8 protein-coding genes and 1 pseudogene are annotated in these 12,673 nt (G+C 47.8%); 3 read left to right on the top strand and 6 right to left on the bottom strand.

The features are described from left to right. Nucleotides 1-98 precede the first annotated feature (98 nt). The 4 genes from trpS to gltX are packed head-to-tail and all read right to left on the bottom strand — an operon-like array spanning nt 99 to nt 4,629. A complete protein-coding gene (trpS, locus tag P150_RS0109835) occupies nt 99-1,184 on the bottom strand; it encodes a tryptophan--tRNA ligase (RefSeq protein ID WP_028897531.1) in 1,086 nt (361 codons plus the stop codon). Nucleotides 1,185-1,230: 46 nt separating this feature from the next. After that, complete coding sequence (locus P150_RS16925) at nt 1,231-1,839, bottom strand: hypothetical protein (protein WP_051617621.1); 609 nt, start codon at nt 1,837-1,839, stop codon at nt 1,231-1,233. Beyond that, nucleotides 1,836-3,071 (bottom strand): 3-deoxy-D-manno-octulosonic acid transferase, encoded by a 1,236-nt coding sequence (locus tag P150_RS0109825; protein ID WP_028897530.1) that lies wholly within the window; start codon nt 3,069-3,071, stop codon nt 1,836-1,838. The genes P150_RS16925 and P150_RS0109825 overlap by 4 nt, the downstream gene beginning before the upstream one ends. A 40-nt stretch (nt 3,072-3,111) precedes the next feature. Beyond that, a complete protein-coding gene (gene gltX, locus P150_RS0109820; RefSeq protein WP_028897529.1) occupies nt 3,112-4,629 on the bottom strand; it encodes a glutamate--tRNA ligase in 1,518 nt (505 codons plus the stop codon). 102 nt (nt 4,630-4,731) lie between these two features. Here gltX and P150_RS0109815 point away from each other — a divergent pair, with 102 nt between their 5' ends. The 3 genes and pseudogenes from P150_RS0109815 to P150_RS18020 all read left to right on the top strand — a co-directional run. Beyond that, nucleotides 4,732-6,783 (top strand): HD family phosphohydrolase, encoded by a 2,052-nt coding sequence (locus P150_RS0109815; protein WP_028897528.1) that lies wholly within the window; start codon nt 4,732-4,734, stop codon nt 6,781-6,783. A gap of 878 nt (nt 6,784-7,661) precedes the next feature. Further along, a complete protein-coding gene (locus P150_RS0109810) occupies nt 7,662-9,896 on the top strand; it encodes a S8 family peptidase (RefSeq protein ID WP_028897527.1) in 2,235 nt (744 codons plus the stop codon). A gap of 92 nt (nt 9,897-9,988) precedes the next feature. Then, a pseudogene (locus P150_RS18020) lies at nt 9,989-10,903 on the top strand (leucine-rich repeat domain-containing protein); the annotation flags it as partial. Nucleotides 10,904-11,156: 253 nt separating this feature from the next. Here the strand turns inward: P150_RS18020 and P150_RS18015 are convergent. Next, nucleotides 11,157-11,795, bottom strand: a complete 639-nt coding sequence (locus P150_RS18015; RefSeq protein WP_028897525.1) for a thymidylate synthase — start codon at nt 11,793-11,795, stop codon at nt 11,157-11,159. A 25-nt stretch (nt 11,796-11,820) separates the two neighbouring features. Beyond that, the gene (locus P150_RS0109795) at nt 11,821-12,651 is read right to left on the bottom strand and encodes a DNA adenine methylase (protein ID WP_028897524.1); all 831 of its coding nucleotides are present in this window, start codon (nt 12,649-12,651) and stop codon (nt 11,821-11,823) included. Nucleotides 12,652-12,673: the final 22 nt, after the last annotated feature.

The raw sequence follows: 12,673 nt of genomic DNA, 5'->3' as shown, positions 1-12,673 counted from the left end.
GCATTCTGACCGATACGAAAGGAAGACCGGGCTGACGGTTTGCCCGCCTCACACGCAGCGGGGCAGGGAGACTGCCCGAGCAATGAGGCCGAAAACTACTACTTCCTGAACTTCTCTGCCTGACTTCTGATCAGCTCTGCATCGTCGAAATAGTTTATCTGCATAGCCGAACACACCTCGTCCATCGTTGCGGCAGCAGCCTCGCGCGCCGCTTCCGAGCCCTTCTTGAGGATGTTGTAGATTTCCGGAATGTCCTGTTCAAACTCACGGCGACGTGCACGGATAGGCTCGAGCATCTTGTTGAGCACGCTGTTGAGCAGCTTCTTGCACTTCATATCGCCGATGCCGCCTGCCGTGTAGGCTGCCTTCAGCTCGTCGAGATTGCTGAACTCGGGCCAGAACTCCGCAAAGTCGGCATCGGTTGAGAATGCGTCGAGATAGGTAAACACGGCATTGCCCTCCACGTGTCCCGGATCGGAGACGTTCAGATGGGTCGGGTCGGTGTACATTCCCTTTACCTTCGTCCATACCGTATCGGCATCGTCGGAAAGATAGATGCAGTTTCCGAGGCTCTTGCTCATCTTCTCCTTGCCGTCAGTACCGGGAAGTCGGCGCGCCGTGGCATTCTCGGGAAGCATTATGTTCGGTTCCACGAGCACCGGTGCGTAAATCTGATTGAAACGGCGCACGATTTCGCGCGTCAGCTCGAGCATCGGCTCCTGATCCTCGCCGGCCGGCACCGTCGTGGCCTTGAAAGCAGCGATGTCGGCAGCCTGCGAAACAGGATAGCAGAAGAAGCCCATCGGGATGTTTGACTCAAAGTTGCGCATCTTGATTTCAGTCTTCACGGTTGGGTTTCGCTGAACACGACTCACCGATACGAGGTTCATCATATAAGTGGTAAGTTCTGCCAGTTCCGGAATCTGACTCTGGATATAGAGTATGCACTTCTCGGGAGAAAGCCCTGCCGAGAGGTAGTCCAGTGCCACCTCGATGATGTTCTGACGAATCTTCTCCGGATTCTCGGCATTGTCTGTAAGTGCCTGCACGTCGGCCATAAACACGAACATCTTATCGTAGTCGCCGGCATTCTGCAACTCTACACGGCGGCGGAGCGAACCAACGTAGTGCCCGAGATGGAGCTTGCCTGTCGGGCGGTCGCCCGTCAAAATAATCTTTCCCATATATTTTTATGTCTTTATTTTTATTGTTCCTGTCCTGAAACGCTCTTTATTCCATCGGGACATCGTTGCCTATTTCCACCACGGAAGGGGCTGAGGGGGCAGCGTGTCTGTGCGTTGTGTCTTCGGGAGCACGCTCTTCCACAACTTCGGGTTCGAGAGGTGCTTCCTCCTCAATGGTTTGCGGCACCACGGCCGTATCAACAAGGTTCAGCGTGGAGGCATCCTCCGCATTGGATTCTTCTTCCATCGGTTCAGCCTCTGAAACAGAATCATTCGCTGTGTTTTCCACATCCACCTGATAAGTTTCCACTTCGGCTTCGGGGGCAGAACGGAAAAGGAAGAAATAAGCTCCGACGACAAGCACCAATCCTATGAGGAAACTCAGCAGAGCGAGCATTACGCGCCCGCGACTGTCGCCTTTCTGCGGCGCATTGCCGTCCGGAAAGGCATCCGGCTGCTTTGCCGTCGCCTGTCCGATATTGTCGCCTATCGTGCGCACCTGCTGTTCGCCGAACTGCTTTGCACCGGAAACGATGGGCAATGTAATCTCCATTACCCCCTTGCAATGAGGACAGGCGCATTCGATGGTCTGTCTTTCCTTTGATTCTATCAAAAACTGTGTGCCACAGTTATCGCAAGTTATCTGATATTTCATAGTTTAATGTTGGAAATTACTTTATCCGTTGCACCCGAAAGGCTCGCCACGAAGTCCGCCGAAGCTCTGCCCGACTTCTCCAATAATGCTTTGTCGGCTGCCAATCGGGTCATTATCTGTTCAAAAGAATCATAGTCTGTGATTTCAAAACCACCACCCGACTTCAGCAATCCCTGTGCCTCGTCGAAGCGTCTGTTGTTCGGACCGAAGATAACCGGCAAGTTCCAGACGGCTGCCTCGAGCACATTGTGGATGCCGACACCGAATCCTCCTCCCACATAAGACACATCGCCATAATGATAGATGGAGGAAAGAAGTCCGAAGCAGTCTATTATCATTACGTCGGCCTCGGATGCCTGCTGCCCATTTGCCTCTGTATAGCGCACCACCTTCCTGTCGTGAATGAGCGAGAGAATCTGCTTCAAATGCTCTTCTCCGATTACGTGAGGCGCAATGATGAGTTTCCATTCCCTGTGTTCATTGAAATATTTCAGGAATATTTCCTCGTCCGGCTGCCACGAAGAGCCTGCAACGAAAACCGGACGCTGCTTCTCGCTTCCACCTACGAAGCTCTCCACCAAGGGAAGTTGCCTGCTGGCATCCTTTATTTGCAGCACACGGTCGAACCGCGTATCGCCCACCACCATCGCATCGCCGATACCGATGGATGCCAAGAGTCTCTTGCTCTCATCGTTCTGAACAAAGAAACGAGTGAAGCATTTCAGTACACGGCCGTAGCTGCGTCCGTACCATTTGAAGAAAACCTGATCCTTTCGGAAGATGCTCGACACACTATATACGGGCACTCCACGATGGCGCAGCACGTGAAGATAGTTGTACCAAAACTCATATTTGATGAAGAAGGCCATTACCGGCCTTACGGTGCGCAGAAAACGGCGTGCATTCGTTACCGTGTCTATCGGAAGATAAGTAACGATGTCTGCCCCCTCATAGTTCTTCCGAACCTCATATCCCGACGGAGAAAAGAATGTAAGCAGTATTTTGTACTCCGGATAATCCCTGCGTATCGCCTCGATGAGCGGCCGCCCCTGCTCAAACTCGCCCAATGAAGCGGCGTGAAACCAAATGTAACGTGCATCCGGGTCTACCTGTTCGCGGAGAACTCCAAAAGAAGCTCTCTCGCCCAGCCACATCTTGCGAACCTTCTCGCTGAACAGACTGTAAACGGCGACACCCATCTGTATCGCATACATTATAATATTATATAGCATAGCCGGTGGATTTGCGACACAAGCGTTGGAACAGCCGATACTATCCCAACACTTCTATTGCAGCGTGGAGACGCTTCAGGGTTTCTTCCTTTCCGAGGAATGCCGTAATGTCGAACATTCCGGGACCTTTGCCGATGCCGACGAGGGCAAGACGGAAAGCATTCATTATGTCGCCGAGCTTGTAGCCCTTATCCTCTACCCACTTCATCACGACGGGTTCCTGACCTTCTATGGAGAAGTCCTCGATGTCTGCCAATACCTTCGACAGCTCTGCCATCTGTTCTCCGGAATATTCCTTCCATCGTTTCTTGGCAGTCTTCTCATCGTATTCGGTCGGAGCAATGAAGAAGAAAGAGCACAATGGCCACAGCTCCTTCACGAAGTTCACACGGTCTTTCATCAGATGAACCACGGTCGTAATCTCTTCCATCGTTGCATCCACGCCGTTGTTGGCTACTATCGGGGCAAAGAGCTTTGCTATTTCCTCGTCGCTCTTCTTCAGAATGTATTCGTGATTGAACCATATACCCTTCTGATAGTCGAACTTCGCACCGCTCTTTGAGCATTTTGTGATGTCGAACGCCTGCACCAGTTCGTCGAGCGTGAAGAGTTCCTGTTCGGTTCCGGGATTCCAACCGAGCATCGCAAGGAAGTTCACAACTGCTTCAGGGAAATATCCGCTCTCACGGAAGCCCGAACTTACTTCTTCGGTCTTAGGGTCGTGCCACTCCAATGGGAAAACGGGGAAGCCGAGACGGTCGCCGTCGCGCTTACTCAACTTACCCTTGCCTTCCGGTTTCAGAAGCAACGGAAGATGGGCAAAGCGGGGCATCGTGTCTTCCCAGCCGAAAGCACGGTAAAGCAGCACGTGCAACGGCGCGCTCGGCAGCCATTCCTCGCCACGGATTACATGGCTGATTTCCATCAGATGGTCGTCCACAATGTTGGCAAGATGGTAGGTTGGCAATTCATCGGCACTCTTGTAAAGCACCTTGTCGTCGAGTATTTCGCTCTTTACACGGACATCTCCGCGAATCATATCCTCAACGTGGATTTCCTGTCCGGGTTCTATCTTGAAACGAACCACATACTGCTGTCCGTCTTCTATCAACTGATCCACTTCCTCTTTCGAGAGTGTAAGCGAATTGCGCATCTGCATACGCGTCTTCGCATCGTACTGGAAGTTCTCAATTTCACTGCGCTTGGCATCCAATTCCTCGGGAGTGTCGAATGCTATATACGCCTTATCGTTGTCAAGGAGTTGGTTTACGTATTCCTTATAGATTTCGCGGCGTTCGCTCTGACGGTAAGGACCGTGCTCTCCGCCAAAAGTTACTCCCTCGTCGAACTCTATACCAAGCCATTTGAATGATTCCAGAATGTATTCTTCAGCACCGGGTACAAAACGATTGGAGTCCGTATCCTCGATACGGAAAATCATTTCTCCACCATTCTGACGGGCAAAGAGATAATTAAACAATGCGGTACGGACACCACCAATGTGTAAAGCTCCTGTCGGGCTTGGCGCAAAGCGCACTCTGACTTTTCTTTCTGCCATAGCGATAATGTAAATTTTGTGCAAAATTAGTGTTTTTTTTCGACTATACGCCATTTTTTTTGTATTTTCGCATACTGTAACCGATTCAACAAGTTTACGAATATGATAAAATTCAAGAACCTTGGAGACAACTACTGGCACAATTTTGCAATGAAATCATTGCTTGTGGTCTTCTCAGTAATTCTCATTGTAACCTTCCTGCCGCGAAACGAGGGCAAGATGTTCCACTACGACCAAGGCAAACCTTGGCTCTACGGACAGCTCATTGCGAAATTCGACTTCCCGATTTTCAAGTCTGAAGAGGCTCTGAAGAACGAGCGCGACTCGATTATGCGCACCTTCAATCCCTACTTCAACATCAATCCGAGCGTTGAAAAGAACAAAATCAAGCAGTTCAGGGAGGCTTATGCCAACGGAATACCGGGATTACCGCCCAAATACGTGGATGCCGTGGCAAACAGACTGCACGAAATCTACCAGTCGGGTATCGTCAATTCCACGCAATTCACTACCTTGCTGAAAGACAGCGACAACGTTATCCATATCATCTCGGGCAAACAGGCCGTTTCGCAGCCTGTGAGCAAGATATACACCACGATGGGAGCCTACGAGAACTTCTTTATGGATCCCGTGCTCGGCCCTAAACGCACCGAACTTCAGCAATGCAACATCAACGACTATATTGAGCCGAACCTCGTTTACGACAAGGAACGCAGCGAAAGCGAAATGAACGATATGCTCAGCCTCGTGCCGCAGGCTTCGGGAATGGTGCTCGAAGGACAGCGAATCATCGACCGTGGCGACATCGTGGACACCAAGACCTACCGTGTGCTCAACTCTTTCGAGCAGGCAATGGAGAAGCGCAACGAGGGAAAGGACGAAATAACCTCCACGATTCTCGGACAAGCCCTCTACGTTTTCATACTCATAGGCCTCTTTACCTACTATATGGCGCACAGCCGTAAGGAAAAGTTTGAGAAGCCGCGCGAAACTTCCCTGCTCTATTCGCTGATGATCATCTTCCCTATCCTCACTTCGGTAATGATGGAGCACAATATTCTGAGCATCTACATCATACCGTTCAGTATGGCACCGATATTCTTCCGAGTGTTTATGGATTCCCGAACGGCGTTCATCGCCCACGTTACGATGATTCTCATCTGTGCACTCGCCGTGAAATACCAGTACGAATTTATCATCGTTCAGCTCGTGGCAGGATGGATAGCCATCTATTCCTTGGAAGAACTGTCCAAACGCAGCCAGATTTTCCTCACAGCTCTGCTCGTTACGATTGGTTCGGCTGCCATCTATCTGGGTATGCAACTCATTCAGACCGATGACTTCTCGAAGCTCGACCGTACCATCTACTACCATTTCACCGTGAACGGTTTCCTCTTTCTCTTTACCTATCCCCTGATGCTCGTGATAGAAAAGACCTTCGGATTCGTATCCACGGTTACGATGTTCGAGCTGTCGAACACCAACAACGAATTGCTGCGAAAGCTCAGCGAGGTTGCTCCGGGCACATTTCAGCATTCCATCACGGTGGGCAACCTTGCTGCTGAGATTGCAAACAAGATTGGTGCAAAGAGCCAGTTGGTCAGAACCGGCGCATTGTACCACGACATCGGCAAGATGGACAATCCGGTGTTCTTTACCGAAAACCAAGCTGGCGTGAATCCTCACGACAAACTTTCGCCATTGGAGAGCGCAAAGATTATTATCAATCACGTGTCGGCAGGCCTTAGAATGGCAGAGGAATACAATCTGCCCAAGGAAATCAAGATGTTTATCAGAACCCACCACGGCACAGGACTTGTGAAATACTTCTATATAACCTACAAGAACGAGCATCCCGATGAAGAGGTGGACGAAGCACCGTTCCGTTATCCCGGCCCCAATCCTTATACCAAGGAACAGGCCATTCTGATGATGAGCGACACCGTGGAAGCGGCATCACGTTCTCTGAAAGAATATACGGAGGAGAGCATCAGCAATCTCGTGAACAGGCTGATAGACTGTCAGGTGGAGGAAGGTTTCTTCGGCGACTGTCCTATCAACTTCCGCGACATCAGCGTGGCAAAGATGGTGCTCATCGAACGTCTGAAGGCTATGTACCACACCAGAATACAATATCCGGAACTGAAATCATAATTCCTGATTGGGAATTTTCAGAACCCCTACTGTCCAACAAGTGGACGGGGAACAAAGGAAACGAGGAAACAAGCAAGCCATCCCGGCATATTCAGCCAAACAACGAACAAGTAAGTCGCTGTGGTATGCCGAAAGAACAAGCCCTCTTGCTTCCTCGTTTCCTTTGTCTTCCCGCCCACTTGTCCTTTTGTTTCCTCTCATAATTTGTCCACTTATTTCCTCATCTATTTATCCCCTCGCTCCCCCCTCCTTTAGACTATTTTCCAATCTTGCGAAGGATGTGTTTCAATCTTCGCTATTTTGCATTGCGTTTGTGCGAAGATTGTTTGGCATTCTTCGCAAGATTAGAGAGCATTCTTCACATATTTGAAAGTTAAATTTTTATCTTCTGATTATCAGGTGGTTATAAAATGGTTGGCAATTGAATTATTGTATAAAAATGAATTATGATTTTATCGGAAACTGATAAGATAAAATGTCAGTTCTTCTATGTGTATTTGCTACGTAAAATCAGGGAAAGCAAATTCATATTCACTCATACCTCTTTTATAGAATCAATATTTAAAAGCTGTATTTATAAACATTGAAGCCAAACAGTTTCAACGTTCGACAGGTTAGGATAAATAACATTGTTGTGTTAAAAATGGGTTAAAAACAACTTTTTGCAGGTTAAAAAGGATAAAATGGGATATGTTGTTAGGAATAATCACTATATCTGCGATTGAGAATATAGCTAAAAAAATATAAATAATCTGCTTACTTGTTGAAAACCTAAACTGAAAAGGCGATTTATTGTTTGATTTGTAGTAATACAAACGCAATGAAAAACTGATGGAAAAAGGCAAAAGCATAGATTAACCCTGATAATATAATAATGTATGAAGACTAAATTTTATCTACTATTGGCTTGTCTTAGTATGAACTTGTCGGGATTCGGACAGCGTACTTACAGCGTTTCCAAACCCTCGAAAATCGGTATCGGAATGAATGCCTTGCTGAAAAAGCAAGACGACAGATGTCGGCGTTCTCCCCAGATGCGTGGACGAATATCGGCTGAAACGGCACACGTGCTCATCTCTTGTACCGACAGTAAAGCCGTTCAGCAGCATTTTATCACTTTGGGAATCACGTCTGTAATACATTCCGGCGAGATGGTTACAGCCGAAGTTCCTTTAAACTATGTTCGTACAATCGCTTCTTTCAAGGAAGTTAGAAACATAGATGTGTCGCAAGAGGCTTTTGCCTTTAATCATAACTCAAGAAAAAGCACCGAAGTAGACAAGATTCTGGTAGGCGACGGATTGATAACGCCTTATACTGGTAAAGGCGTTATCGTGGGGATTATTGATAAAGATTTTCAGTTCAACCATCCCGCCTTCAGAAATTCAGACGGTACGTCGCGCATTGTCTATATGCACAACAGATTCCGTGGCGACAAAGAGCCTCTTACCGACGGTAAAAAGATATTGAAGGAAGTTACCGATGGCGTGAAGGAAAGCCACGGCACGCACGTGTTGGGCATCGCGGCAGGTTCACGCGTCAAGGATGTGGAAGACTATGGTATGGCACCTGAAGCCACGCTGATGGTGTTTCCCTCCAAATTCCGCACGGCAGAGATATTGGAAGATGTAAAGACTATCCGTGATTATGCCAAAAAGCACAATATGCCGTGGGTAGTAAATATGAGCTTTGGCGCAACCATAGGTGCGCATGGCGGTATGTCGTCCTACGATAAAACTCTGTCTTCCTATGTAGGGGATGGAGGCTTTGTTGTAGCTGCAATGGGTAATGACGCCAATCAGAACCTGCATATTACCAAAGAGTTCGAACACGACAATGACACTTGCTTTGTATTGTTGAATCCCGGAGTTATTCCTATGCCGACTTTTGTTGATGTATGGATAAAGGGGGCAAACGATAAGAATGTAACCATTCAGCCTTTTGCCTACGACATCAAGACGCACGAGATTGATACATTGAGCGAAGCCTTCTGGTATGGCGATAAACTGAATGAAGACACGCTGACTTTCGATGGTGCTCAACTTGCAGAGTTTAATAACAAACTGAATATTCAGATGTTGATCAACTTTGACAATTTGCAGTTGCACAAGGCTTCAGACACCGACCGTCCTTTTACTGCTTCCAATAAGAAGTTCGGTCTGTACTTCATAGCACCGAAAGGCACACGTATGGATAGCTGGCTGGGCGTTTCACAGTTTGCAACTTGGGTGGGAAAAGACGATAAAGACATAAAAGTTGATGATGCCAGATTTACTTTTGGCGACCACGATTACAATGTAGGAGAGCTTGCTGCGTCGTCTGAGAAAGTTGTTGCCGTAGGTTCTTACAACACGGCTACCGAATGGACTACTTATAAAAACGAGAAACGTATGGCTGATAATGGTGCAATAGGCGAAATAAGCAATTTCTCGAGTCGTGGTCCGCAGCGCGACAATAACAATCCTAAGCCTACGGTGGTTGCACCGGGAAGTGTGATTCTCTCTGCTTACAACGATAAGTACGATGGCTTCTCCTACGCAGTTACTGCCCAAGGCGCAATGCTTACGCAAAGAATCTTTTTTAATGGAGAGAAATTCTTTTATGGCGAAATAGACGGTACATCAATGGCGTCGCCCGCAGTAACCGGAATCATCGCCTTGTGGCTCGAAGCCTATCCGAAACTTACTTACGATCAGTTGATGACCGTATTGCGCACCACCTCAAAACGCGATGAATTTACCGGAACGGTAGAGCACGACGACTGGAACCGCAGTGCCGGATATGGCAAGATTGATGCTTACGAAGGCTTGAAAGCCGTGTTGAAATTTAAGAATGCCGACCCTACGGGACTCTTTGATGTTCGCGATACGCAGAGAGCACTGACCATTAAACTGACGGACGATGCCTGCAAGTTGCTTTTCAACAACGATGAAAGCTTTGCGGAAATTCAGGTTTTCAATACTGCTGGTATGAAAATCGACAGCCGTCGCATCGAAAACATAGCATCAGGACAGGAAGAAACTGTGTCGTTTGCAACGCTTCCAAAAGGAATTTACGTTGTTTCTGTAAGAACGGCGAAGAGCAAGACCGTACAGAAAATACATATAAGATAGCATCAGTTCCGAAGCCGTTTCGGAAAATTGCTATATTCCCTATGCTTTAGAATTAACCTTATTAATATTAACCAGAATTTAAAAGAAACGGTATGAACAAAGATTTTATCATTTCCACAGTTCTAATGATGGCTTGTGCGTCTTCAGCTTTTACACAACCCACAAGAAACGAAGCTATTCACTGCGATGCCCACACAGATGCCGAGTTGTCAATGAACAAGATCAGTTTTGCTTTCGCAGCTCTTGCGCCTGAAGAGAAGAAACCTTCTTACTATATCGACGGCTACCGATACAACATCATTGACGAGGCGAAGAAGGAAGTGAAGCTTACAAAGCTTGACAAGAGTACGGACGACGAAAAGCCTAACACGTATAGCGGCGATGCCGTTATTCCGGAGAAAGTGAAGATCAATAATGTGGAATACACGGTAGTTGGTATTGCTAATTCCGCATTCTTCCTGAAGAATCTTACGAGTATCAAGTTCCCAGAGACCCTGCGTTATATAGGCGATTTTGCTTTTTATCTGAATGACAATATTAAGGAAATCGTTCTGCCCGACGCATTGGAGACCATCGGAGGCTATGCTTTCCAATTCTGCAACAGATTGCGCAAGCTGACGTTGGGCAAATCGCTGAAATCAATCGGCTATGAGGCTTTCTACGATTGCTGGTATCTTGAAAAGATCACGGTGAAAGAAGGAAACAAACATTTCAAAACCATCGACGGCATATTGTATGACTACAATGCCACGACGCTCTACAAGTGTCCGGCCTACCGTAAAGACGTAACGAAGGTAAAACTGCCCGAAACCTTGAAGACCATTACCGTGGGTGCAATGATGTATTGCGAGTATTTTACTGAAATCACTCTCCCTGAAGGACTGGAAGTTATTGAGGCTGAGGCTTTCCGTTCCTGTATCAAGGTAGGAGAGTTCTATATCCCTTCAACAGTGAAGGAAATCAAGAATGGAAATGCTTTTGCCAACTGTGCCAACCTGAAGAACTTCAAGGTGGCTGATACCAACGCTGCATATTGCAACTGGAACGGCCATTTGTACACAAAGGACAAGAAGATTTTGGTAAATTACAGTAGTGCAAGCGTTGGTGCAGATGGTATAATCCGCAAAACGAAGCGTTCCGAAAAAATAAAACGAAGCGTTCTGCCTCGTAAAACGAAACGTTCTTTTTTAGGTTCCCCCCTCCCAATAAAAAACGCCTCAGATTTTCCTGGGGCGTTTCTTGTTTCTTATCATTCTATATTCAGACATTCAAGTCAAACTTCACACTCTCATTACCTTCAAGCAGCAGCCTTGTTCGCTCCAAATTATTCTCGTATATGTGTACGTTTCCGAGATTCAGAGTTATGTTTTTCAGTGGCAGGTCTATCTGCCGCGCCATAAGATAAAGGTGGTATATATCGGCCGGTAGTCCAAGGTTTGCATCACTGCTGCGCTGGTAGGCCGACAGAACAAGTTCTCCGTCATCAATTTGGAATTGTACCAGGCTGAGGCACGGAGCTTGATTGCTTTCTGCGCCTGTCTCACCAAGGAACAGAACATAATTCTTCGAGTTGCGCTTCTCGCGGTTTATCCTCGCTAACAAAGGCGGCAGTTTCTCAAAGTAAGTCGGATAACTATTGACGAGTACGCTCCCGCAATAGTCCCACCAGTTGATACCTGCCTCGCGGTATCTCTCCACCTGCCGCTCACCCTTCATGAAGAGTTGTAGTTCATTCCTCAACTTCTTCCTGGCTATGCCGTGGCTCTCGAAAATGTCGAGCAGGTCGGCCGGCGACAATGAAAGTTGCTCGTTAAGCAAGTAGCGGATATTGCCTTTCTTGTTGGTCTGGGTCTTTCCTTGTTCCAGAATTTTGTCCAGTATCTGATAGTATTTATTCATCGTTCAAACGGTATTAGAATGTTATTCAAGCGGCATCCGTATAAAGCATGATGTCCGTATAGGACGAACTGTAATTCATGTGGGCGTTGAACTCCCTGCGGTGGCAGTTCCTGAACGGGTCGCCGAGGTTCGGGTGTCTGCCCATCCAGTCACACAACTCTATGATAGAGGACTTGTTCGAGGTGAAGTAGATGAAGCGGTGGCCGGAGAGAACTGTCAGCACATCGAGGTAATCGGACAGTTTCCAGTACATTCTGTAGGTCTTGCTGTCCGTACTCAGATAGGGCGGATCTACGAGGAACACCACGCCCGGCACGTCCTTGTAACGCTCAAACACCTCCTTGTAATCACAGGAGGTAATGGTCAGCCCGTCGAGATAGTCGTCGCAAGGTGGATAATCCACCCCCTTTATGTTATTATATAAGGTCTCCTTCTCCAAGTCTGCATACTCGGTGGCATACTTCATCGAAAACAGAATGGATGAGGACAGCGTGATGTAGTCAACATATCCGCGCTCCCGCTCATGCCTGCGGATACACGACAGCACCTGCTCGCGCTGCTCTCCCATGATAGCCTTGTGTCGCGGAACGTCCACTATTGCACGCAATTCAGCAAGCAGGGCATTCGTCTGGGGTAAGGCTTCCAGCCGTTTACGATAGCCGTCAAAATCATTATATACAACGGTGGAGTTCGGCTTCTGGCACTTGGCGATATGGGACAGTAGCCCGCTGCCGCCGAACAAGTCCACGAAGGTCGTACCGTCAGGGAACTGCTGGAGCACCTTGATGTACTCCTTGGCAAACATCCGCTTCTGTCCCTGGAATGGAAGCGGTGCCGAAAGGTATTGTTTTCTCATTGTCGCACTTATTTGGTACGGC

This window comes from Prevotella sp. HUN102 (assembly GCF_000688375.1).
In the GTDB taxonomy this organism is placed as follows: Bacteria; Bacteroidota; Bacteroidia; order Bacteroidales; family Bacteroidaceae; genus Prevotella.
The sequence above is the reverse complement of the archived record's forward strand: the minus strand, read 5'-3'. Positions and strand labels throughout refer to the sequence as shown.